25 protein-coding genes and 1 tRNA gene are annotated in these 24,730 nt (G+C 67.8%); 11 read left to right on the top strand and 15 right to left on the bottom strand.

Annotation, left to right across the window (positions count from 1 at the left end; translation table 11 throughout):
* Positions 1-17 precede the first annotated feature (17 nt).
* On the top strand, positions 18-1,073 hold the full coding sequence (locus BEP68_RS05820) for a YihY/virulence factor BrkB family protein (protein WP_187249487.1): 1,056 nt from the start codon (positions 18-20) through the stop codon (positions 1,071-1,073).
* Between the two features lie 7 nt (positions 1,074-1,080).
* Here the strand turns inward: BEP68_RS05820 and BEP68_RS05815 are convergent, their stop codons facing one another.
* Positions 1,081-1,932 carry a DUF2993 domain-containing protein gene (locus BEP68_RS05815; RefSeq protein ID WP_187249486.1) on the bottom strand — a complete coding sequence of 284 codons (852 nt, stop codon included), beginning with the start codon at positions 1,930-1,932 and terminating at the stop codon, positions 1,081-1,083.
* A gap of 38 nt (positions 1,933-1,970) precedes the next feature.
* A complete protein-coding gene (argS, locus tag BEP68_RS05810; RefSeq protein WP_187249485.1) occupies positions 1,971-3,635 on the bottom strand; it encodes an arginine--tRNA ligase in 1,665 nt (554 codons plus the stop codon).
* Between the two features lie 70 nt (positions 3,636-3,705).
* Between argS and BEP68_RS05805 the strand changes: the two genes are divergently transcribed.
* Both BEP68_RS05805 and BEP68_RS05800 read left to right on the top strand, forming a co-directional pair.
* Positions 3,706-4,515 (top strand): SGNH/GDSL hydrolase family protein, encoded by an 810-nt coding sequence (locus tag BEP68_RS05805; protein ID WP_261987732.1) that lies wholly within the window; start codon positions 3,706-3,708, stop codon positions 4,513-4,515.
* Positions 4,516-4,531: 16 nt separating this feature from the next.
* Positions 4,532-4,604, top strand: a tRNA-Arg gene (locus BEP68_RS05800).
* A gap of 105 nt (positions 4,605-4,709) precedes the next feature.
* Here the strand turns inward: BEP68_RS05800 and BEP68_RS05795 are convergent.
* Positions 4,710-5,267: a YegP family protein gene (locus BEP68_RS05795; protein ID WP_261987731.1), complete on the bottom strand. Its 558-nt coding sequence runs from the start codon at positions 5,265-5,267 to the stop codon at positions 4,710-4,712.
* A 57-nt stretch (positions 5,268-5,324) separates the two neighbouring features.
* Positions 5,325-5,546, bottom strand: coding sequence for a hypothetical protein (locus tag BEP68_RS05790; protein ID WP_230100619.1), 222 nt, complete (start codon positions 5,544-5,546; stop codon positions 5,325-5,327).
* A gap of 106 nt (positions 5,547-5,652) precedes the next feature.
* Here BEP68_RS05790 and BEP68_RS05785 point away from each other — a divergent pair, with 106 nt between their 5' ends.
* The 3 genes from BEP68_RS05785 (at position 5,653) to BEP68_RS18155 (ending at position 6,305) form a co-directional block, all read left to right on the top strand.
* Positions 5,653-5,967 (top strand): hypothetical protein, encoded by a 315-nt coding sequence (locus BEP68_RS05785; protein ID WP_072591100.1) that lies wholly within the window; start codon positions 5,653-5,655, stop codon positions 5,965-5,967.
* An 81-nt stretch (positions 5,968-6,048) separates the two neighbouring features.
* Positions 6,049-6,174 carry a hypothetical protein gene (locus BEP68_RS18160; protein ID WP_261987730.1) on the top strand — a complete coding sequence of 42 codons (126 nt, stop codon included), beginning with the start codon at positions 6,049-6,051 and terminating at the stop codon, positions 6,172-6,174.
* Entirely contained in the window at positions 6,171-6,305 is a 135-nt protein-coding gene (locus BEP68_RS18155; protein ID WP_261987729.1) for a hypothetical protein, read from the top strand. Before BEP68_RS18160 ends, BEP68_RS18155 begins: the two co-directional genes overlap by 4 nt.
* A gap of 32 nt (positions 6,306-6,337) precedes the next feature.
* Here the strand turns inward: BEP68_RS18155 and BEP68_RS05780 are convergent, their stop codons facing one another.
* Together BEP68_RS05780 and BEP68_RS05775 are read right to left on the bottom strand one after the other, a co-directional pair.
* Positions 6,338-7,945 (bottom strand): DHA2 family efflux MFS transporter permease subunit, encoded by a 1,608-nt coding sequence (locus tag BEP68_RS05780; RefSeq protein WP_187249484.1) that lies wholly within the window; start codon positions 7,943-7,945, stop codon positions 6,338-6,340.
* A 64-nt stretch (positions 7,946-8,009) separates the two neighbouring features.
* Complete coding sequence (locus BEP68_RS05775; RefSeq protein WP_187249483.1) at positions 8,010-8,801, bottom strand: SDR family NAD(P)-dependent oxidoreductase; 792 nt, start codon at positions 8,799-8,801, stop codon at positions 8,010-8,012.
* Between the two features lie 128 nt (positions 8,802-8,929).
* Here BEP68_RS05775 and BEP68_RS05770 point away from each other — a divergent pair, with 128 nt between their 5' ends.
* From BEP68_RS05770 to BEP68_RS05750, 5 genes are all read left to right on the top strand, one after another.
* Positions 8,930-9,427 carry a MarR family winged helix-turn-helix transcriptional regulator gene (locus BEP68_RS05770; RefSeq protein WP_053095734.1) on the top strand — a complete coding sequence of 166 codons (498 nt, stop codon included), beginning with the start codon at positions 8,930-8,932 and terminating at the stop codon, positions 9,425-9,427.
* A gap of 129 nt (positions 9,428-9,556) precedes the next feature.
* Complete coding sequence (locus tag BEP68_RS05765; protein ID WP_187249482.1) at positions 9,557-10,513, top strand: HAD family hydrolase; 957 nt, start codon at positions 9,557-9,559, stop codon at positions 10,511-10,513.
* Positions 10,510-11,628, top strand: coding sequence for an AI-2E family transporter (locus BEP68_RS05760; protein WP_187249481.1), 1,119 nt, complete (start codon positions 10,510-10,512; stop codon positions 11,626-11,628). The genes BEP68_RS05765 and BEP68_RS05760 overlap by 4 nt, the downstream gene beginning before the upstream one ends.
* Complete coding sequence (locus BEP68_RS05755) at positions 11,625-12,332, top strand: potassium channel family protein (protein ID WP_187249480.1); 708 nt, start codon at positions 11,625-11,627, stop codon at positions 12,330-12,332. Before BEP68_RS05760 ends, BEP68_RS05755 begins: the two co-directional genes overlap by 4 nt.
* Positions 12,333-12,406: 74 nt before the next feature.
* A complete protein-coding gene (locus BEP68_RS05750; protein WP_072591094.1) occupies positions 12,407-14,035 on the top strand; it encodes a SulP family inorganic anion transporter in 1,629 nt (542 codons plus the stop codon).
* A 16-nt stretch (positions 14,036-14,051) separates the two neighbouring features.
* Here BEP68_RS05750 and BEP68_RS05745 read toward each other — a convergent pair whose 3' ends face one another.
* The 9 genes from BEP68_RS05745 to BEP68_RS05705 form a co-directional block, all read right to left on the bottom strand.
* Positions 14,052-16,385, bottom strand: coding sequence for an arylsulfatase (locus BEP68_RS05745; protein ID WP_187249479.1), 2,334 nt, complete (start codon positions 16,383-16,385; stop codon positions 14,052-14,054).
* A gap of 106 nt (positions 16,386-16,491) precedes the next feature.
* The gene (locus BEP68_RS05740; protein WP_222839166.1) at positions 16,492-18,189 is read right to left on the bottom strand and encodes a SulP family inorganic anion transporter; all 1,698 of its coding nucleotides are present in this window, start codon (positions 18,187-18,189) and stop codon (positions 16,492-16,494) included.
* Between the two features lie 10 nt (positions 18,190-18,199).
* A complete protein-coding gene (locus tag BEP68_RS05735) occupies positions 18,200-18,829 on the bottom strand; it encodes a hypothetical protein (protein ID WP_187249478.1) in 630 nt (209 codons plus the stop codon).
* Between the two features lie 76 nt (positions 18,830-18,905).
* Complete coding sequence (locus BEP68_RS05730; RefSeq protein ID WP_187249477.1) at positions 18,906-20,270, bottom strand: hypothetical protein; 1,365 nt, start codon at positions 20,268-20,270, stop codon at positions 18,906-18,908.
* A 25-nt stretch (positions 20,271-20,295) separates the two neighbouring features.
* On the bottom strand, positions 20,296-20,970 hold the full coding sequence (locus BEP68_RS05725; protein ID WP_072591091.1) for a GAP family protein: 675 nt from the start codon (positions 20,968-20,970) through the stop codon (positions 20,296-20,298).
* Positions 20,971-21,001: 31 nt separating this feature from the next.
* The gene (locus tag BEP68_RS05720) at positions 21,002-21,358 is read right to left on the bottom strand and encodes an SHOCT domain-containing protein (RefSeq protein ID WP_053095727.1); all 357 of its coding nucleotides are present in this window, start codon (positions 21,356-21,358) and stop codon (positions 21,002-21,004) included.
* 1 nt (position 21,359) lies between these two features.
* The gene (locus tag BEP68_RS05715; protein WP_053095726.1) at positions 21,360-21,791 is read right to left on the bottom strand and encodes a DUF6325 family protein; all 432 of its coding nucleotides are present in this window, start codon (positions 21,789-21,791) and stop codon (positions 21,360-21,362) included.
* Positions 21,784-23,457: a SulP family inorganic anion transporter gene (locus BEP68_RS05710; protein WP_187249476.1), complete on the bottom strand. Its 1,674-nt coding sequence runs from the start codon at positions 23,455-23,457 to the stop codon at positions 21,784-21,786. Before BEP68_RS05710 ends, BEP68_RS05715 begins: the two co-directional genes overlap by 8 nt.
* Before the next feature lie 108 nt (positions 23,458-23,565).
* On the bottom strand, positions 23,566-24,696 hold the full coding sequence (locus tag BEP68_RS05705; protein WP_187249475.1) for an AI-2E family transporter: 1,131 nt from the start codon (positions 24,694-24,696) through the stop codon (positions 23,566-23,568).
* Positions 24,697-24,730 lie beyond the last annotated feature (34 nt).

Below are 24,730 nucleotides of genomic sequence, written 5' to 3'. Positions count from 1 at the left end.
CTCCTAAGGTGGTGGAGATGAGCACCGAATCCGCAGCACCCGATGCCCGACGCCCCGGCCTGATCGCGCGCGTCAGCGCGTCGGCGATCCGCTGGGCTCTGACACGGCGCCCGGTCCGCGCGTTCCTGCTCTACTCCGAGCGGCGGGGCCCGATGCTCGCAGACAGCGTGACATACCGCGCTCTGTTCAGCGTCTTCGCCGCCGTGCTCCTGGGGTTCTCGATCGCCGCTCTCTGGCTCGCAGGCAATCCCGACGTCTGGAACGCGATCGTCTCCGCCGTGCAGTCCGTGGTTCCCGGTCTCATCGGCGAAGACGGCGTCGTCAACCCCGACGATCTCAAGGAGCCGATCTCGCTCTCCGTCGCGGGCGCCATCTCGACGGTCGCGCTGATCGGCTCGGCGCTCGGCGCCGTCGGATCGCTGCGCACCGCGGTGCGCGTCCTCGCCGGAACCGCGCATGCCGACGTGCTGTTCATCTGGGTCATGCTCCGCAACCTGCTGCTCGCGGCCGGCGTCGCCGTGCTGTTCGTCGCCGCAGCGGCCGTCACATTCGCCGGTCGGCTCGGGATCACCTGGATCAGCGGTCTGCTCGGCATTCCCGAGGATTCGCCCGCTGCATCCTGGAGCATCCGGATCGTCTCCCTGGTCGTCGTGCTGGCACTCGACACGGTGCTCATCGCCGGGGTGTTCCGTCTGCTCTCCGGGCTGCGCCCCGCAGCCCGCTCGCTCTGGATCGGGTCCCTCATCGGCGGAGTCGGGCTGCTCGTGCTGCAGGAGCTGTCCGGCCTGTTCATCGGCGGCGCGACGAGCAACCCTCTCCTCGCCTCCTTCGCCACCCTGCTGGCGCTGCTCATCTGGCTCAATCTGTCGACCCAGGTCATCCTGATCGCGTGCGCCTACATCGTCACGTCGGAGGAGGAACGCAAGGACCGGGTGCACGCGCGGTTCGGCGCGACGACGTTCCCCCAGCGACGTGTGCAGCGCGCCGAAGCGGAGGTCGCGCTGGCGACGTCCGAGCTTCGGGAGGCGCAGAAGGCCGAGCGCGAGGCCCGTCTCGGAACCGACGAGGACTGAGCCCGTCTCAGGGGCAGGTGCCCTTTCCGAGCAGGGTCTGATCGGTCGCGATCGCACCGTCGACGTCGACGTCGATCACAGCCTCCGATCCGTCGATCGTGAGGCCCGTGAGGGTGATGCCGGCGGGAAGCTGGTCCGCGATGCAGATGCGCTGCGTCTGAGTGAGCTGCTCCCCCAGAGCACCGAGACTCGAGCCGACCTGATCCGCGTCGACCTCGAGTCCGCCGACGGTGAGGCCGACAGGAGTGAGCTCGAGATCTCCCTCGGCCACCCCCGGGGTCACCGTGAGCGATACCGGGATGGCGAGGCCGAGAACGCTCACCGAACCCGCGACCGTCGCGTTCGGCGATTCGAGCGTGACCGTGTCGATCGGCAGCTCGGTGTTCGAGAGCAGGGACGTGAACTGGGACTCGTCGATGCGGATCGTGCCGGATGCGGATGCGAGGTCACCGCCGCGCAGCGGCACGCCCGTGGCGGTGACGTCGACGGCGCCCGTGATCCCCTCCAGCGTGACCGAGTCGGTCGAGAGATGCAGGGTGTCCAGCGTTCCGCCGATCAGCTGCGGGATCAGGATGCCGTCGGCCTCGACGGCGAGCTTCTGGTCGGCCGGCAGGTCGAGCTGCTCGATCACCATGCCCCGCACGATGCCGGGCAGGACAGCGCGCGCGATGAGCTCCGCAGCGACGGCGAGAACAGCGAGAACGACCACGACGATCAGCAGCACCCAGGGCCAGCGCTTGCGCGCGCGCTTCGGCGGTGTGGCACCGGCATCCCCGCCGTCCTCCCCACCCGGGATCACGAGCGTCGGATGCTCGGAATCCGCGGACGGGTAAGGAAGGGTGTGATTGTCGTCGCTCATGCTGCCATCCTGCCCTACGGCACGGACGACGGCAGAGGTCACATGCGCTCGGGAGCGGACACGCCGAGCAGGTCGAGGCCGTTGCGGAAGACCTGCCCTGCGGCGTCATTGAGCCACAGACGCGTGCGGTGCGCGGTCTCGATGGGGTCGTCGCCCTGCGGGATCACGCGGCAGTTGTCGTACCAGCGGTGGTACAGGCCGGCGAGCTCCTCGAGGTAGCGCGCGACGCGGTGCGGCTCGCGCACTTCGGCCGCGAACGCCATGATGCGCGGGAACTCCTGCAGAGCGCCGAGCAGAGCGCTCTCGGTCTCGTGCGTGAGCGTCTCGGGCGCGAACTCCGAGCGATCCACACCGGAATCGGCGGCATTACGGGCCACGTTGTGCGTGCGGGCATGCGCGTACTGCACGTAGAACACCGGGTTGTCGTTCGTGCGCTTCTGCAGCAGCTCAGGATCGAGAGCGAGCGGGGAGTCAGCAGGCGAACGCTCGAGCGAGTAGCGCAGCGCATCGGTGCCGAGCCATTCGCGCAGATCGTCCATCTCGATGATGTTGCCCGCACGCTTGCTCAGCCGCGCTCCCCCGACCGAGACCAGCTGACCGATCAGCACCTCGACGTTCTTCTCGGGGTCTTCCCCGGCGGCGCCGGCGATCGCCTTGAGGCGGTGGACGTAGCCGTGGTGGTCGGCTCCGAGAAGGTACAGCTTGTACTCGAAGCCGCGGTCACCCTTGTTCAGGTAGTACGCGGCGTCGGCGGCGAAGTACGTGTACTCGCCGTTGGAGCGACGGATCACGCGATCCTTGTCGTCACCGAAGTCGGTGGTGCGCACCCACACTGCACCCTCGTCGTCGAACACGTGTCCCTGCTCGCGCAGGCGGTCGACGGCGCGATCGACGAAGCTGACGCCGTCCGCGTCCTTGGCGTGCAGCGTGCGCTCCGAGAACCACACGTCGAAGTCGACGTTGAACTTCGAGAGCGACTGCTTCTGCTCCTCCAGCTGGAAACCGTAGGCGAGCTCCCGCGTGACGACCACCTGCTCGTCACCGGAGAGCTCGAGCAGGTCCGGACGCGCCTCGAGAACACGAGCGGCCAGATCGCCGATGTAGCTGCCGGCGTACCCGCCCTCGGGAGTTGGTTCGCCCTTGACGGCGGCCAGCACCGAATTCGCGAAGCGCTCCATCTGCACTCCGGCGTCGTTGATGTAGTACTCCCTCGCGACCTTCGCGCCGGAGGCCGCGAGCACCCGGGCGATCGCATCGCCGAGCGCCGCCCAGCGAGTGTGGCCGATGTGCAGCGGCCCGGTCGGGTTCGCGCTCACGAACTCGATGTTGATGCTGTGACCGGCCTGCGTGTCGTTGTGCCCGTACTCGGCGCCGGCTTCGACGATGAGCTTCGCCAGCGCGCCGGCGGCAGCCGCGTCGAGGCGGATGTTGATGAAGCCCGGCCCTGCGACCTCGGCGGTCTGCACGCCATCCACCTGCGCGAGGCCGTCGGCGATCTGCTGCGCCAACTCGCGCGGGTTCGTGCCGAACGGCTTCGCCAGGCGCATCGCGATGTTCGAGGCCCAGTCGCCGTGGTCGCGGTTGCGCGGACGCTCGAAGACGATGTCCGACGCGGACAGCGAGAACGGCTCGCCAGGACGTCGTTCCTCGGCGATCGGTGCGAGGACGGCGAGGAGGGCTGTGGCGAGCGATTCAGGGTTCATAGGCCTCCCAGTTTACGGCGCGTCACGCGCCCGAATTTGCGAGGGCGGATTCGTGATCTACAGTCATGCCATGAAGGCCGCATCCGCCCGCTATCGTCTGCCCGTCGCGGGCCTCGCCGTCGCAGTGATCCTGGCGGTCGCGGCAGTCGTCCTCGGCGTGTGGCGGCCCTGGGTTCCCATGCCGTCTTCGGCACCCGTCGGTGCTGCGGCGGCAGCGGACGAATCGGTCGCGATCGCGCCGGTTCCCCTTCTTCTTCCGGAGCATCCGACCGTTCTCGTGTTCGGCGACTCCTGGACCTACGGCTCGGCCGCGACCGAGCCGACCCTCGGATACGCCTATCAGCTCGCCGACCTGATCGACGGACAGACGATCGTCGACGGAGTCCGCGGCAGCGGTTACCTCAAGCCCGGACTCGATGGCCCGGCCTTCGGTGTGCGCATCGCCGCTCTGGACCCGACACTCACCCCCGACCTGATCATCCTCCAGGGGTCGATCAACGACCGGGCGCAGGGCGAGGCCGGATACCGCGAAGCCGTCACCGCCGCGTGGGATGCCATGGCGGCGAAGTATCCGGACGCGTCGATCGTGATTCTGGGGCCGGCGCCGCACGAACTTCCCGTGGGCGCTGAGACCGCGCGCATCGACGCCGATCTCGGTGAACTCGCCGCCGCTCGCGGATGGTGGTACATCTCCCCCGTCGCACAGAACTGGATCACCGACCAGAACTACCTGTCGGTCATCGACGTCGAGATCGGCCGCAAGCATCCGTCGACCGACGGCCACCGCTACCTCGCCGAGAAGCTGGCCGCAGCGCTCGGCGAACTGGGCGACGCGCCGGTGACCGAGGCCGGTGGGTCGGAGACCACTCCCGAGCAGTGATATTGTCGATCGGTACGCCTCCGTAGCTCAGTGGATAGAGCGCCGGTTTCCGGTACCGTAGGTCGCAGGTTCGACTCCTGTCGGGGGCACACACGGGTCACGCGCTGCATGAATGAGAATTCGCACGCGGAGCCGAGATATCGAGAAAGGCCGCCTGGTTCCAGGCGGCCTTTCTCGCTGCGCTCGCGGCCCACTTACTCCGGTGGCTCGCTGCCGAGTTCACGACGGGCCAGTTCGAGCGAGCTCATCGCGGCAGCCTTGCTGGAATGCCCCTCACTGACGGCCAGGTAGTGGCCTCCCGCGCTCTTGAGGCGCCATCGGTAGTCTCCGGACGCGTCGCGGTAGACCTCGAACCGGCCCTTCGGCCCTGGCTCCACTCTGCCGAGCGCAGCGGCGACCGCCGGGTTCCTGACATCCGCGAGGATCGTCGCGCGCAGCTGCGCCGCCGGCGCCTCAGCCACCCTCGTGAGAGACGAGAGGATGCTCACCGCGGTCGCCCGATCCTCGTCCGTGACCCACCGCTCACGCGCGAGCGCCTCGATGAGCGTGAGCCCACTCGCCGCCTCCTTGAGGTCGGAGCTGAACGCGAGCGCGTGTGCGTGCTCGAATCGGCGCGACCACTCCTGACGAGCATCCGTGGCTCGCTGGGTCCGCCTCGTCAGCATGAAGCTGACGACCGACCAGATCAGTCCGACTCCTGCCACGCCGGCCGCGATGATCGCGGCGAGGAGTGTCGCGCCGGAGTCCGTCATGCCCACACGATAGCGCGCACCGACCGAGCCGGGACAAGGATTCCGTCCGCCTGACCCCTAGTCGTAGCTGTGGTGCACATGCCACCCGTCCTCACCCCGGAAGACGTCGAACACCAGGGAGTGGCCCTCGTCATCCGTGCCCTGGAACCGCCATCCGTACAACCCTCGCTCCGACTCCGGCGCCGCTGACCAGATCGAGTCCCTGAGTCGCGTGGGCGTGTCGGAGACCTTCCACCGACGCCCGGCGAAGACCATTCGCGACGGGATGTCGTCGACCATCCATATAGTCGCAGGTAGATGAGCAGGAGCTGGTCGCATGAGTCGAGAATAGAACAAATCTTCGAATCTTGCTACCGTTGTCACTGGGCCGGAGAAGGGAGCCGGCATGGGCACGAGCAAGCGCCTGGCAGCCCACTACGACATGCGCTCTCAGCATCAGACCATCCTCACCGCAGCGCGCGCCGGCGCGCTTCAATCCCTGACGGAGCGCGAGCTCGCGCTCCGGGAACAGCCCGTCACGATCTATCCGCAGCCGTACCGTGCGGTCCGCGCGTGGGTGCGCTTCGGGCCCGAAGCGGTGCGGGTCGATGCGAAGCTCGCGCGGTCGACACCGTTGGCCGCAGGCATCGAGTTCCGGGCAGGCGACCGGACGTTCCGGTGCTGGGTGTGGGGCAATGCGGTGACCGTCGATGAGGGCTAGCGAGACCGACTTCGGAGCAGAGGCTCTTGACGCCGGAACAGAAGCTCGTCGGGAGACCTCCTGCGCGCCATCGGCCAGCTATTGAGCTACTGGACTCTGACGGACGAGCAGCACGCCACTCTGATCGACATGCTCGTCGATGCGGGCGGGCTCACGGTGCTGGGTGAGTCGCAGGACCGGCTCGGCCGAGACGTGGTCATCGGGTGAGCGATGAGGGGACGTCCTACGAGAACACCCTCCTCATCTCCGAGGACACCGGCCGGATCACAGGCATCGAGAACGAGCTGAGGAAGCCGATGGAGTTCATCCCGGCCGGCGTCGTCGGCTACACGATGTGAGACATCGAGTAGCCACGCGGTACATGAAGGAATCAGGCGGCCGACGTCGCGTCGGGCTGGTCCTCACGTCGGGTCTTGGCGGTCGCTCCGAGGGAGATCGTCGACAGGAGACCGAGGGACAGGAACCCTGCCGCCGTCCACGCCGCGAAACGCGTGCCGTCGGAGAACGCGGCCTTGGCGTCGTCGGCGATGTCAGCCGTCTCGGGCTGCGCCTCCAGTCCGCTGATCGCTCCGCCCGCACTGTCGACGACGGCCGACACGATCTGATCACGCTGCTCGGCCGGGAGTCCCCGAGCGTCGAGTGATGACGCGAGTATCCCCGCCGTGCTCGTGAACAGCACGGTGCCGAGCACTGCGACCCCGAGCGCTGCACCGAGCTGTCGTGACGTCGACTGCGTGCCGGAAGCCGCGCCACTGTCGTCGACCGGCACATCGGCGAGCACGACGCCGGTCAGCTGAGCGGTGGCGAGGCCGACACCGAGGCCGTAGACGAAGAGGAACGGGATCAGCGGCACCCACGACGCATCGGGGGCGATGACGAAGCCGACTCCGGCGACGCCGATGATCTCGGCGATGAGGCCCGCACGGACGACCCACACCGGTGCGATCTTTCCACTGGCCGCCCCCGCGGCACCGCTCGCGACGAAGGATCCGAGGGCGAGCGCGAGCAGCAGGAGTCCGGTCTGCAGCGCATCGAAGCCGAGGACGAACTGCAACCACAGGGGCAGAGCGAGGATGATGCCGAACTCTCCCAGCGACACGACTGTCGCCGCGATGTTGCCGTTGCGGAACGAGGGGATGGAGAACAGACGCAGAGCAAGCAGCGTGGACCTGCCCTGCCGCTCACGATGCACACCCCATGCGATGAACGCGACGAGTGCCACGATCGCCAGCGCGAAGGCGAAGGGGATCGGAGAGACATCGAGCGGCCAGGCCCAGTCGCCGATCTGCGGACGTTGATCGACGAGCCACCAGCCGTACGTGCGCCCCTCGATGAGGCCGAACACGAGGCTGGCCATGGTGATGACCGAGAGGATCGCCCCGACCACGTCGATCTTCGATGTCCGGTCGCTGCGCGACTCCGCCACCGTGAGGAGCACGCCGATGACGATGATGATGCCCAGCGGGATGTTGATCCCGAACGCCCACCGCCAGGAGAAGGCAGTCGTCAGCCATCCGCCGAGCAGCGGTCCCACAGCGGCCATTCCGCCGATCGTCGACCCCCACACCGCGAAGGCGATCCCCCGTTCGCGCCCGCGGAAGGTGGCGTTGATGATCGACAGCGTGGTCGGCAGGATCATCGATCCGCCCACTCCCTGCGCAAGACGGGCGAGGATCAGCATCCCGCCGTCCGGAGCGAAGGCCGCGAGCACCGAGGATGCGGCGAAGACCACGACTCCGATGATCATCACGCGCCGACGCCCGAACCGATCCGCGAGGCTGCCGAACACGAGCAGCAGCGCGGCGAACACCAGCGTGTACGCCTCCTGCACCCACTGCACTTCGGTGGAGGTGATGCCGAGATCGTCGACGATCGCCGGAATCGCCACATTCACGATCGTCGAGTCGACGATGATCAGCGAGACGGCGATGCTGATGAAGACCAGGCCCACCCAGCGCAGGCGAATGTAGCGTTCCATGACTACTAGCTTAGCTAGCAATAAGCGCGGCGTGCGGTTTTTTCCGATTTCGAGGTGCACGCGGTTACAGCATCGCGGTGAGCACTCCCCCCTCCGCCCGCAGCGCCGCGCCGTTGGTGGCCGATGAGCGAGGACTGGCGATGTAGGTCACCAGACTCGCGATCTCATCGGGCTCGATGAACCGCTCGAGCAGCGTTGTGCGGTTCTGACCGATGATGGAGCCTTTCATCACCTCGGGCGGAAGGGACTGCGCCTCTGCCACGGCTGCAACGCTCGCCGCCACCCCGTCCGAATACGTCGGCCCTCCGAGGATCGTGTTCACAGTCACGGCGGTGCCTCTGGTGCGCTTGGCCAGCCCGCTGCCGAGAGCGGCCATCGCGGCCTTCGTCGTGCCGTAGTGCACCATGTCGGCGGGGATGTTCACCCCGGACTCGCTGCTGATGAAGACGATGCGGCCCCACCCCCGCGCGAGCATGCCTGCGAGAAGGTGGCGGGACAGCCGGACTCCGCTCATGACGTTCACCTCGAAGTAGCGAGTCCAGTCGTCGTCCGTGATCGTCTCGAACTGGGCAAGGCCGAAGATTCCCACATTGTTGACGAGGATGTCGACTTCGCCCAGGGCCTCCGTCAGGCGCTCCACCTCTTCTCGCCTCGCGAAGTCCGCCGCCAGCCCTGAGACCGTCGAGCCGGGGTGCTCCGCACGCAGTCGCCGGACCGCCGCATCCACACGCTGTTCATCACGTCCGTTCACCGTCACGTCCACGCCTTCGCGGGCGAGCGCGGAGGCGATCGCGAACCCGATGCCCTGCGTCGAGCCGCTGATGAACGCCGTCTTCCCGTGCAGCTGCAGATCCATGGTGCTTCCTCTCCTCGACGCACACGCGTCTGTTTACTTGCTTGGGAAAGTTAACCGTAGATCCTGGGGCTTGCTCAGGCAAGTTCACCGATAACCATCTCCAAGGCACGATGACCTAGTCTGAGGTCATGTCAGAGCAGCCGGACGCATCCCCCCTGACCACGGAACAGCTCGAGATCTGGGCATCCGTCGCCACGCTCATCGAACGACTGCCGACGGCACTCGACGCGCAGCTGCAACGCGACAGCGGTCTGACGCACTTCGAGCACGGCATACTGTTCGCTCTCGACTCGGCGCCCGAACGATCGCTGCGCCTGAGTGTGCTCGCCGGGTACGCGAGCTGCACCCTCTCGCGCCTCTCGCGGGCGATCACCCGTCTCGAATCGAGAGACTGGGTGCGTCGCGTCGCGGACCCCGATGACGGGCGCTTCACGCTCGGAGTGCTGACGGCGGCGGGACACGAGAAGGTCACACGGTCGACGCCCGGCCACCACGCTCTCGTGCAGCAGCTCGTCTTCGATGCGATCACCGCCGCGCAAGCTCGACAGCTCGCAACGATCAGTCGACGGATCTCGTCGGCTGTCGGGCCGGACTCCGGGTGGAGCCCCACTGCAGCAGCCGACTGAGGCCCCAGGACGGCTGCGCTCCCTCGCCCGAAGCGGGTGACGGGGTCTCCACCGCGCGCTCGGCCGGTGTCAGGATGGGCCGACGAACGGCCCGCACGACGCACCAGTATCGAGAGAATCGAGAGCGCGATGGACGACCCGGCACAGCTGCGATCCTGGAACCAGGGTGCGACGCGCGACGCGATCGAGCGCTTCGTCCTGTCGGTCACGGAAGGTGCGGACGCGGTTCCCGTCGAAGAGCGCATCGCCGTGTTCGACAACGACGGCACCCTCTGGTCGGAGAAGCCCATGCCGACGCAGCTCCACTACGTCGTCGAGCAGTGGCGTGTGGCCGCCGAGCTCGACCCGGAGCTCGCGCAGAAGCAGCCGTACCGCGCAGCCGTGAGCGGTGATCTCGCGTGGCTGGGCGCGGCCATCGACAAGCACTATTCGGGTGATGACTCGGATCTGGGCGTGATCCTCCAAGCCCTCGGCGGACTCACCGATGGCGTCAGCGTGGAGAAGTACGCCGAGTCGGTGGCGGAGTTCTTCGCGACCGCGACACATCCCGTGCTGCAGCGACGCTACGCCGACGCGGTCTATCAGCCGATGGTGGAGCTGCTCCGGTATCTCGAGCAGCACGGCTTCACCTGCTACATCGTGTCAGGCGGCGAGCGCGATTTCATGCGACCCATGACGCAGAGCAACTACGGCATACCGCCGGAACGCGTCATCGGCTCGGCGTTCGGGCTCGGCTACGACGCGGAGAAGGCGGTGGTGCGCTACGCGCCGTCTTTGGCGTTCTTCGATGACGGGCCGGAGAAGCCCGTGCGGATCTGGAGCAGGATCGGACGCCGACCGCTCTTCGCAGCCGGGAACTCCAACGGCGACATTCCGATGCTCGATTTCGCTCGCCGTGGCTCCCGTCCGGGCCTGGCCCTGCTGATCCACCATGACGACGACTCCCGCGAGGACACTCCGTACGATGCCGGTGCCGAGACGGCTCTCGCGAGCGCCGTCGACGCCGGTTACATCGTCGTGAGCGTGCGAGACGACTGGGAGTCGGTGTTCCCGGGCGTTTCCGGATCACCCGCAGACGTGCCGTGAGCACCCCCCGCGCCGCCGGCACCCACGTCCTCGTGGTGCTGGCGTGCGCGACGATCGCACTGGCGGGAGCATGGCTCCTCCGCGACGTGATCGCGCCGCTCGCGGTCGCTCTGGTGGTCGTCGTGATCTGCAGCCCGGCGAGCAGCGCTCTCGTCCGGCGCGGGTGGCCACGGGGACTCGGCGTGACGGCGATCATCCTCCTCGCCTACTCTGTGCTGCTCACGATGGGCGCCTTGGTGTGGATCGCCGGAGTGCAGTTCATCGATCTCCTCGGCGACCTCTCCCCCGGCGGCGATCTCACGCATGTCGCATCGCAGCTCGACAGTTGGGCCGCTCTGGGCACCGGAGGCCCGAGCTCGGACTCCGGTGACGCCGCGCGCATCGTCGTGCCCGCTCTCGTCGCCGTCGCCCAGGGCGTGAGCAGCGCCGTCCTCGGCATCGCCGTCGCTCTCTTCCTGGTCTGCGCCTACGTGGTCGTAATGGCGGTGGATGCCGGACGCTACCAGCATGCGTCGACCGTGTTCGGCGCTCACAAGGCCGAGACGATCGCGCGCATATCGCGGCTGAACACGAACATCCGGCGCTACTACGTGGTGAACACCGTGTTCGGCGCTATCGTCGCGACGCTGGACGGCCTCGCGCTCTGGTGGCTGGGAGTGCCGGCCCCCGTCCTCTGGGCCGTCCTGGCCTTCGTGACGAACTTCATCCCCAACATCGGATTCGTCATCGGACTCGTGCCCCCGGCGATCCTGGCTCTCGCGGTGGGTGGGTGGCCGCTGCTTCTCGGCGTGGTGATCGTGTACTGCGTCGTCAACGTCGTTCTGCAGGTGTTCGTTCAGCCGGCTTTCGTCAGTGATGCCGTCGGGCTCAGCGTCACGCTGAGCTTCTTCGCCGTCGTGTTCTGGACCGTGATCATCGGACCGGTCGGTGCTCTGCTGGCTGTGCCGCTGACTCTCCTGGCGCGCACTCTGCTTCTCGAAGGCAGTGACGACACCCTCTGGCTGCGCTGGGTATCGGGAGACCGCGGCGCTCGCCCGTCACCGGCGACCAGGGAAGGGCGCGTCGTTCGTCGCATCCCCTGGGATTCACGCCGCGTCCGACGGTGGTCGCGGTGACCGACGACGTGACCGGCACCGCCCGAGACGAGCCGCAGGGTGCGCGGGAGACGCTGCAGCGCTGGGAGTCCGCTGCGACCGTTCCCCTCACGGTGCTCGGCCTCGGCTTCATCGTCGCGTACTCGGTGATCGTGCTCGTGCCGGGCCTTCCAGACTGGGTACGCCTCGTGCTCGTGGTCGAGATCGCGATCACCTGGCTCGCATTGGTCATCGACCTCATCGTGCGGGTGGCGCTCACCCCGGCCGGGAGCCGCGTCGCATTCCTGGTGCACCATCCCGTCGAAGTCCTGTCCGTTGCCGTCCCCCTGTTCCGAGCGTTCCGCGTCGTCGAGCTCGCACGTGGCCTCCCCTATTTCCATCGCCGCACCGGCGACGCGGTCCGGGCGCAGATCATCACCTTCGCCCTCGCGTACACGGTGCTCTTCGTCTACTTCATCTCGCTCGCCACCCTGCAGGTGGAGCGCGGCGCCCCTGATGCGACGATCATCGACTTCGGCACGGCGATCTGGTGGGCGTGCGTCACCATCGCGACAGTCGGCTACGGCGACACCTACCCGGTGACGACTCTCGGACGGGTGTACGCGGTGTGTCTGATGATCGGCGGCATCGCGATCGTGGGCACCACCTCGGCGCTCGTCATCTCGTACATCGGAGACCGGGTGCGACGGATCACCCACCGCGACGAGACCCGTGAGCAGCTGTGACCGACACGACGCTCCTCGCCCTCGACGGGTGACATGCCGGCGACCGGTCTGCGTCTCGATGCCAGCATGAGCACATGAGCGACCACGCCACGCGACGCGCCCCGCGAGTCCTCCTGCCGAGCATGGCGGGGTACCGTCGCGAATGGCTGATGCGCGATGTCGTCGCCGGCCTCGCAGCCGGTGCCGTCGTGGTGCCGCAGGCGATGGCATACGCCACCATCGCGAACCTGCCCGTGCAGGTGGGGCTCTACACGTGCATCATCCCGATGCTGGTGTATGCGCTGCTCGGCGGGTCCCGCGCGATGAGCGTGTCGACGACGTCGACCATCGCCACTCTCACGGCCACGACGCTGGTGACGGCATCCGTCGCGTCGAGCGTCGAGGACCCGGCCGGAAGCCTGATGACCCTGGCGATGCTGGTCGGTCTGCTGCTCATCGGTGCGCGCCTGCTGCGGTGGGGATCGCTGGTCGAGAACATCAGTGCGGCGACGATCCTGGGGGTCAAGATCGGTGTCGGCGGCACAGTCGCCGTGGGGCAGCTCCCGAAGCTCCTGGGCGAGACATCGGAAGTCTCGGGAGAGGGGTTCTTCCGAACCATCGAGGCCGCGATCGCAGCCGCTGCGAGCATCAACCTGCCCACGGTCGCGCTCTCGGTCGGGAGCCTGATCGTCCTCCTCGTGCTGAAGCGGTTCGCCCCTCGGATCCCCGGAACCCTCGTCGTCGTGGTCGGCGGCATCGTCCTCGTCGCACTCGCGAACCTCGACGAGAGAGGTGTGGCGCTCATCGATCCCGTGCCCTCGGGACTCCCGACCCCCGGCATTCCCGACCTCACGCAGATCGGAGCGTTGCTTCCCGGCGCCCTCGCGATCGCGGTGATGGTCTTCCTCGAGACCGCGGCAGTCGCGCGCAGCATGCGCCGCATGACCGAGCCCGCCATCGACGCCGACCAGGAGCTCGTCGCCGTGGGAGCCGCCAACCTCGCCGGCACCTTCTTCACCGTGCTCCCCGCCGCCGGCGGGTTCTCGCAGAGCGCGGTCAATCGGGACGCCGGTGCCAGGACCCAGCTCGCGACGCTCGTCACCGTCGCGCTCGCGATCGTGGTCGCCGTCTTCCTCGGCCCGGTGGTCTCGCTGCTTCCCCAGGCGACTCTCGCGGCGATGGTCTTCCTCGCCGTGGCCGGGCTCATCGACATCCCCCTGCTGGTCCGGTGGGCGCGGATCAGTCCGACGGACTTCTGGATCGCGCTCATCGTCGCCGTGCTCGGCCTGACCGTCGGGCTGCTGGCCGCAGTGGCCGCCGGAGTGGCGTTGACGCTGATCCTGGTACTGCGAGAGCTCAACATCCCGCGGCTCGAGATCATCGGAGAGCGCGACGGACGCCTCGCGATCCACACTGTCCGCGGGCTCTACACGGCCAACGCTCTCGCATGCGAGAGGGCGATCATCGACATCGTCGCCGAACGGCCCGAACCTGTGCGCATCGTGATCCTCGACGCCCTGCGGCTCGACATCGTCACGATCACGGTCCTCGACATGCTGGAGGACCTCGACCGTGAGCTGACCGCGATGGACAGCACGCTGCACATCGCCGCGCTGCCGGAACGTGCCACGGCGATCGCGGTGAAGACGGAGTGGTATCAGCGCATGATCGCCGAGGGCCGGGTGCACGCGAACGTCGACGAGGCGTTCACCGCGACCCGCTAGAGGCCGGGCCTGCGGTCTACTCCCGGGAGAGCATCGCGGCGGCCTCCAGTTCGAGATCGAGGTACTGCTCGCCGCTGACGTCGACACCGACCCCGAGCAGCTTGCCCCCGGTGAACGGGAACGGCACCCCGTACTGGCTGCTCACCGGATCCGCGCTGTCCCATCCGATGCAGAGCCCGTCTCCGCACAGCGTGAACTTGCCGATCTGGGCACGCATGGGTCCAGAGGCGACCGCCTGGTCGTCGACGTAGAGCGTGGCTGTGCCGAGCGACTCTCCGTGCTCCCCCGCCCCCTCCCGCACGAACTCCACGCCGAGGGTGTGCGGACCGGGAGTCAGCTCCTCGGAGGTGAAGGTCTGCTCCGGCGGGATGCCGAGGAAGTTGTACACGTAGGTGAGGCGGTTGTCCTTGATGAACAGCGAGTGCCCGCCGAACCTCGATCCGTGGGCGAACAGCACCCCCTGTGCGCCCTCGTCGAGCACGACGTCGGCGATGATCTTGTACGAGCGCCCTCGCACGTTGACCGCGACGCTCTCGGGCACCGCTGCGGTGTCGGGGTAGTAGACGTACCGCTCCCGGGGCTTCTCGGCCTGGGGCCGATCGATGGTGAGCTGCTCTCTCGCGGAGCGGTCGTCCAGAGGAAGGACGAAGTTGGCATCGGCCTCCTCGAACCACGCGGCGATGAGCTCCTTCAGCTTCTCAGGCTCGCTGGCCGCGAGGTCGTTCGACTCCGAACGGTCGACCTCGACGTTGTAGAGCTCCCATACGTCGTCCTCGAAGCGTCCTTTGCCGGTCAGCGGCGCGTGCACGGCAGCCGCCTTCCAGCCGTCCTTCCAGATCCCTCTCGTGCCGAGCATCGAGTAGTACTGCGTCTTCTTCTCGGTCGCCGCATCCGGCGCCGCGTCGAAGCTGTACTTCATCGAGACCCCGTCGAGCGGATGCTGCTCCACGCCACGGAAGACCTCAGGCATGTCGATGCCGACCACGTCGAGCACCGTGGCGACCACGTCGACCGAGTGGTGGTACTGGTGACGCAGCTCTCCCTGCGCGCGGATGCCCTTCGGCCAGTGGATGACCATCGGGTCGCACGTGCCGCCGGCGAACTGCGAGTAGCGCTTGAACATCTGGAACGGTGTCGAGAACGCCACCGCCCAACCCGTCGGATAGTGGTTGTAGGTGTCAGCAGACCCCAGGCGATCGAGCATCGCCAGGTTCTCGGCGAGGTCGTCCGGGTATCCGTTGAAGAACTTGTTCTCATTGACGGAGCCGTTGGGGCTGCCCTCGCCCGACGCACCGTTGTCGGCGCAGTAGAAGACCAGCGTGTTGTCCAGCTGGCCGCTCTCCTCGAGATAGTCGATGATGCGCCCGACCTGCGCGTCGGTGTACTCGGAGAACCCGGCGAACACCTCCGCGAATCTGGCGAACAGACGCTTCTCGTCGTCGTTCAGCTCGTCCCAGGGGCGCACCTCGTCGGCGGGGTTCGCGACGTCGTCCGGCAGCGGGTTGATCGGCGTCAGGGCAGTCCCCTCCGGGACGATGCCCTTCTCGACCATGCGGGCGAGCACCCACTCGCGATACGCGTCATAGCCGTCGTCGAACGCGCCCTTGTACTTGTCGATGTACTCCTGCGGCGCGTGGTGGGGCGCGTGGTTGGCACCCGGGCAGAACCACATGTACCAGGGCTTCGACGGGTTCGAGGACTGCTGGTTGCGGATCATCCGCAGAGCCTGATCCGCGAGGTCCTTCGAGAGGTGGTATCCCTCCTCCGGCGTCGCGGGGGCGTCGATGAAGTGGTTGTCCTCGACAAGATCGGGATACCAGTTGTTCGTCTCGCCGCCGAGGAAGCCGTAGAAGCGGTCGAAGCCGAGCTGAAGGGGCCACATCGAGCGGTTGCCGCCCGGGGCGACGTCCTCCTCGGGGACGTTGTGGTTCTTGCCGACCCAGAACGTCGAGTATCCGTTCTGCTGCAGGATCTGACCGACCGTGGCGCATTCGGCAGGGAGCCGCCCCGCGAACCCCGGGAAGCCGTTCGTACCCTCCATGATCACGCCCGCACGGTTGACGTGATGGTTGCGGCCGGTGAGCATGGTCGACCGGGTCGGCGAGCACAGCGACGTGGTGTGCCACTGCGTGTACGTGAGACCCGCTTGAGCGAGGCGATCCATGGTCGGCATGTTGATGCGTCCGCCGTACGGGGACCAGGAGGCGAGGCCGGTGTCGTCGTAGAGAACCACCAGCACGTTCGGCGCGCCCTCGGGTGCCACCGGCAGCTCGTACGGCGACCAGTCGGGCACGGAGTCCCGGACGTCCAGCTCGATCCTGCCCGAGAAGTCCGCGTTGAATTCCGACATCGTCTCTCCTTCGTCGCCGTATGAGAAATGGTCCGTCCCGAGGAGGCTAGTCATGCCGCGATCCCCCCACCCTCACGCGTCACCCGTGAAGGGTGAGGGACATCGATCACCCGGCGTCGAGTCGGCGACGCGACACCTCGGCGAGCGCGTCCTGCAGCGCGTCTCCGAGTCGGGGCTGCTCGACGAAGATGTTCTCCTCGCCGACGACGGCGCGCACGCCCGTCGAGGCCAGCTGCGCCTGCACCCGGGGGCCGACGCCCGCGACCATCAGAGTGGCCCCCACCGCCGCAAGCTCCTGGGCGTAGGTGCGGATCATCGTGAGGAAGGTCACTCCCAGCTCGTCCGTGCCGCGGAGGCGGATGATCACGAATGCTCCGGGGCTGCTGTGCTCGGCGTCGGGCAGCTGCTGACGGAACGAGGGCGCGGAGGCGAAGAACAGACTGCCGTAGGGGGTCAGCACGACCGTCTCCCCCGGTTCGAGGGTCGGGGGCGGATCCTGTTCGATCGGACGCCCGTTCGGCTCGTCGAACACCCACCGACGCACCCGCACGCGATTCGACTGGCGTGCGATCTGCAGCACCACGGCGAGACCGACACCGGCGAGCACCGCGTACTGCAGCGGGATGAGGAGCGTGAGCGCGAAGGTGACGAGGAACACGGCGATCTGCACGGCGCCCGTCTTGAACACCATGACGATCTGCCGCGGCTTGACCGTGCGGACTCCGACCAGGATCAGGAGGCCGGCGAGCGCGGGCATCGCGATGTATCCGATGAGCGGCCCGAACACGAGCACGCTGAGCACCATCACGACGGCGGCGATGAGATTGCCGGCCGCACTGCGGGCCCCGGCTGCCCGGGACAGCGCCGTCGCCGACATGGATCCTCCGACGGGGATGCCCTGCAGCATCCCGGTGGCGATGTTGGCGATGCCCTGCCCGCGGAAGTCGGCGGAGGCATCGGGGTAGCGACCGTCGGGGTTCGGGATGGACCCGGAGATCGCGGCTCCCTGCACGAGACCGACCAGTGCGAGCGACAGCGCGGGGACGATGAGCACGAAGATCATCGACAGGTCGGGCAGGGAGATCGAGGGAAGACTCCGACCCGCCTCTGCCACGTCGGAGATCGTCGCGACCGCGCCGTCGGGCAGCACCACGGCGAGCGCGGATCCGACGATGATCGCGACGACCATCGAGAGCGCGCCGAGCGGGGTGCGCTCGAGCAGGAGAATCAGTCCGATCGTGACGGTGCCCACGATCACGGACCACCAGCTGATCTGCAGCAGGTTCGCGGCGATGTCGACGACCCTCAGCAGACGAGCGTCGGCATCGCTGTCGAACCCCGTGAAGTTCTCGAGCTGACTGAGCACGATGTTGACGGCGACGGCGTTGACGAATCCGATCAGCACCGCCGTCGGGATGAAGCGCACGAGGCTGCCCAGCCGTGCGACGCCGAGCACCAGCATCACGATGCCTGCCATCACGGTCAGCATCGCCATCGCGCCCATGCCGTCGTCTCCGTGGACCTCGGGCACATCGGCGATGATCACCGCCATCGCGCCTGTCGCCTGCACGGACATGAAGACCGATCCGGTGGCCAGCGCGCCGGCGAACGTCCCGACGATGTAGGCGTTCAACCCCATCACGGGGTTCACCCCGGCGAGCAGACCCGACGCGAGCCCGTCGGGGACGCTCTCGACCCCCAGCACGATTCCGGCCTTCAGATCGCTGAGGATGGTGCGGCGCGAGCCGAACCGACGCCGATAGCGCAACCAGCGCTGTCGCAGCTCCTCCCCGGTCATCTGCATCGGAGCGGAGTCAGATCTTGATCGGGAACGTCAGCAGGATCACGAGCCCCACGAGGGCGATCACACCGCTGAGTGCGAGGAATGTCCTGCGCCGCCAGACCGCGCTCTGGTGCTGCGACAGTGCGGCGAAGAACAGCACCAGGGCGAACAGCACCGTCAGCAGCGAATAGTCGTCGCCGCGCTGGTTGTTGGCGAGGGCCTCGTCGAATTTCGCATCGGCTCGCGCGTTGAGCTCCTCGGCCTCCCTCGTGCCCGGGGGCACGTACTCCTCCATCACGAACGGTCCCTGCGATTCGCGGTCTTCAGCGATCCAGGCGTCGAACGCGACCGTGAACTCGGGGGTGAACCGCTGCTCGATGAACTGCACCAGCTCCTGCCTGCCGTCCGCCTCCGCCAGCACCCACTCGGTGTAGATGGTGAGGTCGTACTGACGCGCGGCCTGGGCTGTCGACTGGGCCGACGCCGCCTGCACCCGGGCACTGGATGCCTGGCTGAAGGCGATCGACATCTCGCCGCCCCACTTCGACGCCTCGAATCCGCACCAGGCCGTGACGACCGCGGTGATCGAGAGCAGGACGACCGTGACGATGTCGAGGATCCGCGTGGCTCTCTTGCGTTCGGGTGTCGAGTCGTCCGTCATGCGCCCATCTTCTGCGTTGATCCGTGTCGAATGCAGCGGCGCTCACCCGTCGAGGGTGAGCGCCGCCGGGGCCGGGCTAGCTCACGGCATCCGGAGCACGCTCCGTCAGAGTCTCCGACACCGGTTCGGCTCGCGGATCACGTGCCACTGGCGCGATGTCCGCGTCCCCCTCCGGCCGACGCAGCAGCTCGATGAGGATCGCGAGGACCAGCAGGCCCGCTCCGACTCCGATGACCACCCCGAACGACACCGGTCGCGTGACGATCAGCAGCGTCATCGCCGCGAGCGCACCGACGAGGAAGATCGGACCTCGGAAGCGGTCCACCCCTCGACCGAAGGCACCGGTCGTGAGGCCTCGCTTCTCGGCCGCACCGCGTACGGCCGAGAACCCGCTCTCGAGGAGTCCCCTGAACGCGACCGCCGTTCGACCCGAGCCTGCGAGCCACGCCCAGATCGCGATGAGCACACCGACGAGGGCGAGCGCGGCGATCGTCCCCGCAAGGAGCGACGTGAGCTGTTCGAACAGCGCCGTCGCCGCCGCGGCCGACATGATCGACGGGCTCACCGCGCGGATGAACACACCTCGCCCGATGCCCATGCCCGCCGTGAGCAGCAGGAACACGAGAGCGAAACCTGCGCTCGACCAGAAGAGCGCTCGAGGTCGATCGCGCATCAGCAGCACGCCGGCGACGAAGAGACCGAGCACGAGCCACGGCAGCCAGAAACCGCCGATGTCCGCGACCTGGTACACCGTGCGCACCAGCGCGAGGGCATCCGCCTGGGCGATGGGAATCGACCTGTCGATCTCGGGGATCACGTCGGCGAGGCCGATCCCGCGCTCCGACATCGCCTCTTTGACCCGGTCGATCACCACTCCGAGTTCGATCGTGACCGCGCCGTCGTCGCCGAGCTGCACCGCCGTGCCCGGTGCGTTCTGGATGATCGCCGTGGCCCGCTCATGGGTGAAGCGCAGCGACTGCGTCCAGATGTCGGCGAACTGGTCTGACCGCACCACATCGCGCACCACTCCGTCGATCAGCGAGATCGCGCCGTTCGCGGCGGGGCCCTCGAGCAGTGAGATCGCCGTGTCGGCGCGCGGTGGAAGCCCGAGCGACCGGATGCCGTCGAACACCTCGCCGACGACCGCCGAGATGTCGACCTGCTCGTCTATCGCGGTGGTCACCTGATCGGCGACGAAATCCTGCACATCCGGATCGGACGCGAGCGGGGCGAATGTGGCGACGAAGCGCTCGGTGTCGACCAACTGCAGACGGGCCCAGGTTCCCATCGTGGCGACGGGCGCGAGCACCACAGCCAGCACGAGCAGGATCGCACCGACGACGCTCTTCGCTCGGAATCGTCGCTTCTTCGGCGTGCGGAGTTCGTCGTTCTCCCGTTCGAGCGCGACGACGCGCTCGCGGAGCTCATCCAGTTCACTCATCCGAGTCCCCTCCGTTCTGCGTCGCTCACCCGAAGGCGGCGATGCCCTTGCCGATGATCACCACACCCAGCACGAGAAGCAGCACCGTCATGATGACGGCGTTCTCCGCCTGCAGCCAGTCGCGCAATCTGCCCAGCGGCGCGCGCAGGCGCTCCGACGCGAGCAGGAATCCGACGACCGGGATCAACACCGTCGACGACGCGAGGATCGTGTAGATCACCACCACGACGACCATGTCTCCGACACCGAGCCCCGCGCCACCCAGAGTCACGCCGGCACTGGCTCCGAGCAGCAGGTTCTTGGGGTTCAGCGCCGCGAGCAGCAGTCCGAGCCCGAGTGCGGCGAAGAACGTCATCCCGTCGATCTGCGCCATCCACTTCGGCATCTCGGGCTGTGCGCCCGGCTTCGGCCGACCCCGCCATTGGCGCACCGCCATGAGCAGCATCAGCACACCGAGGACGAGCTGCACCACCCCGAGAATCGGAGTGGCTCCGTCGCCGGACTGGTCCGGGAGGACCGACGAGAGGGCGGCGAACAGCACAGCCACGATCACGATCCCCCCGAGCCATCCGACGAGGAAGCCGACCCCTGTGGAGCGGGCGCGGGGAGACATCAGCATCAGGATGCCGGCGATCACCGGCAGCGGGCTGATCGCGATGCCCACCGCGAGCGGCAGCAGCTGACCGATCACCGGACCCATGACGTCTCCCTCTCCTCGCCCGCTCGGCCGCTCAGCTCAGCAGCTTCTGCTTCGCCGCGGAGAACTCCTCCTCCGACAGCACGCCGGAGTCTCGCAGCGATGCCAGCTGCTGGAGCTTGGCGATCATGTCGTCTGCGCCGCCCGCAGCCGGAGGCGCAGGGGGAGCTGCGGGAGCGGCTGCGTACTGCGCCGCCGCGTTCTGGGCTGCAGCATCTATCTGCGCCTGCTGCTGGGCGGCCTCGTACTGCTGCTGCTCGTACTGTCCTTCCGCCCGCTGCTGCTGGTGACGCATCGACGCCCCCGACACCGCCGACGCGGTTCCTGCGACGACTGCTGTTCTCGCGGCGAGTCCGATCAGTCCCGGACGGCCGAATCTCCTCAGAGGCATGTCACTCTCCTTCCTGCTCGAGGATGTCCATCATGGCGTTGACGACCGGGGCGGGGATGCGGTCGGTCCGCAGCACCTCTCCCCCGGCACGTGCGAGGTTCTCGGCGAGCGCCCTCGCGAAGGCGAGCTCGAGCACGACGATCGCGGCCGAGCTGCCGGCGGGCACGAGCTCGGCGAGCATCTCGATGTCCTCGTCGCCGGCGAGGCCTGCGGCCAGCGGGTCGAGCTCGCTGAGGCCTGGCACCTCGCCCGCTTCGAGGTCGAAGACCTCGATCTCCCCGTCGTCCGATTTCGCGAGGACGACGACATCGAGCAGTCGCACCGTCCCCGCGCCTATGAGGTCGTCCAGCGCTCCGAAGATGCTCGGATCCGGATGCCTCCCCTCGAACCCGACGAGGTAGTACTCCACGGGTCCGTAGCGGAAATCATTCATCTCGTGTTCCTCTCTCTGACGGTGCGCGCGCGCTGAGCTCTTCGATCGCCGCACGATTGGTGTCGAAGACCCTCTGATGGTCGAGGATCCCCAGCTTCTTCAGTCGGTCTTCCGCCGATGCGCGCAGACGGCTGAACGACACCGTCACGCCATGGGATCGCATCGACTCCATGAGGCTCTCGAACGATTCCGCCGCGGTGACATCCGCATCGGTGACCGCCTCCATGTCGATGACGAGGTGGCGCACGGCACCCGGCCCCGGCGCCTCGACCGCCGAGCGCACCGCCGTCGCGAACGCATCCGCATTCGCGAAGAACAGCGGCGCAGCCATCCGCACCACGACGATCCCGGGTGCGGTCATGGCGCCGGGTTGCGCGGCGTCGAGCAGCGATGCCGTCGGCCGATCATCGTCGGCGAGCACGTCGATCGCCGGGCTCGACGCGCGCCTCGCCAGGTTGATGAGAGCGAGCACGAAGGCGATCAGGATGCCGGGGATGGAACCGACGAACAGCGTCACCAGGAAGCACACGGCGCCGATGGCGAACTCGAACCGATCGATCCGCCAGAGTGCGGCGAATTCCCTGATGCCCAGCAGCGGGAGGATCGCGACCCCCACGATCGCGCCGATCGCGGGCGAGGGGATGTCCTCGAGCAGTCCGGTGCCGAACAGCAGCAGCAGCAGTGTCCCGGCGGCGAGCACGAGCGAGGGCAGCTGAGTGCGCGAGCCGGACTGGTCCATCGCCGCGGTGCGGCTGGTCGACGACCCGACGGCGAAGCTGCCCTGGGCCCCGGCGGCGATGTTCGCGACGCCGAACGCGAGCAGGTCTCGGTTCGGAGACGTGCGGTAATGCCGCTTCTCGCCGTACGAGCGGGAGACGAGCAGCCCCTCGGCCGTGGTCACGAGGGTCAGAGCCATGGCCGACGGCACGAGCAGCAGCCACGTCTGCCAGTCGAGCACGGGCCAGGTGAGGGTCGGTGCGCCCGCAGGCACCTCGCCGAGCACGGCCACGCCACGATCCGCGAGGCCGGTGCCGAGCACCACCACGGTGGCGAGCACCATCACGACGAGCGCCCAGGGCACCGCGCTCAGCATCCGCCGACCCAGCACGAGGATCGCGACCGACGCGATGGAGATCGCAAGCGACCACGGGTTCGTGGTGCCGAGACCCCCGACGAGACCCGCCAGCTTGTCGACGAACTCGCCGCCTGAATCGATCGAGACGCCCAGCATCTTGGCGATCTGCGAGACGAGGATGTCGAGGGCCAGGCCCCCGACGAATCCGACCAGGATCGGCTTCGAGAGGAAGTTCGCGAGGAATCCCAGTTTGAAGACCGCGAGCAGCACGAACATGACGCCGCAGATGATCGCCTGCGCGAGTGCCATGGTGATGTAGTCGTCTGAGCCGGCCGCGGCGAGGCCTCCGATCGAGGAGGCGACCAGCGCCGCCGCCGCCGCGTCCGGCGAGGCGACGAGCTGTCTCGACGAGACGACCAGCACGTAGACGATCGTCGGCACGACGAGTGCGTAGAGCCCTGCGGTCGGGGGAAGACCTGCGATCTGCGCATACCCGATGTTCAGGGGGATCGCGATCGCGAGGAGCGTGACGCCGGCGAGCAGCTCGCGCACGAGGTTGTGACGGGTGACGCCGGCCAGCGGTCTCTGCACCTCGTCACCTCCGCGCTCGCGCCCTCGATGCGGGACGATGTGCCCATGCTGACATCCGTGCGTCAGCGGAGACGCCGCCGCTCACCCGAAGCGGGTGAAGGACGCCGGTCACTCGATCGGCGGCGTCGTCTCGCTGTCCTGGCGCGGGATCCACACCTGGCGGATGACGATCAGGATCGATGCGGTGATCGGGATCGCGACGAGCGCCCCGAGCAGACCGAGAAGCGTGGCGCCGATCATCGCGCCGATGATCACGAGCACGCTCGGCACGGCGGCAGCGCGACCCATCACCCGCGGCGTCACGACGTAGGCCTCGATCTGGATGTAGGCGAAGTACGCGATCATGAAGATCAGCGCAGCCGTCGGGCTCACGAACAGCGTGGCGATGCCGCCGATCACGAGGAAGACCAGTGACCCGATCATCGGCACGAGGGTGACGAAGAACGCGGCGATCGCCAGCACCGCGGGCGCGGGCGACCCCACGAGCAGCTGGAGGACGAGCACCACGGCCGCATTGATGGACGACAGCGTGACTCCCCCGGCGACCACCCCGCCCACCGACGACGTCACCTCGTCGAGCAGTCGTGAGAAGCTCGCTCGCCGATAGGCGGGGACGAGCCGAGCGGCTGACTGCTTGATGCTCTCCAGCGACGCGACGAAGTAGAGCGTCAGCACCGAGACCATCACGAAGCTCGACACCGCCCCGATGACTCCGAATCCCGCTTTCAGGACCCCGCCCGAGATCGTCAGGAACGATGACAGGGTCGTGAGCGACTGCACCCCCTCCGCGACCACTGCCGAGAGGTCGACGCCGAGATTGCGTTCGAGATCGAGGTACCACTGGCTCTGCTGCATCGACTCGATCGTCTCGGGCGCGCCGACGACCACCGCTGCGAGCTGACGCACGATGGCCGGAACGACGACGAGAAGGATCGCGACGACGAGCAGCAGGAAGGCGACCGCGACGATCGCGACGCCGATGGGGCGGCGCACGCCGCGGCGTTCCAGCGCCCGCACCGCCGGATCGAGCCCGAGGGCGAGGAAGACGCCGAGGAAGATCGACATCAGCACGGTGGAGATGCCCGCGATGGTGGCGGCGAGCGCCATCGCGAGAAGCACTCCGAGGGCGACCGCGAAACCCGAGCGCAGCGGATGCGCCGGGAGCACTCGCTGCAGACGACCCCACCGCGACGGAGTCGTCGGCGCGGCCACAGGATCCTGCGGGTCGGTCACATCCACACGAGGACTGTATCGAGGCGTCCGGACGGGTCCG

It is taken from the genome of Microbacterium sp. 4-7 (assembly GCF_014332665.1).
In the GTDB taxonomy this organism is placed as follows: Bacteria; Actinomycetota; Actinomycetes; order Actinomycetales; family Microbacteriaceae; genus Microbacterium.
This window is presented reverse-complemented; position numbering and strand designations above follow the sequence as displayed.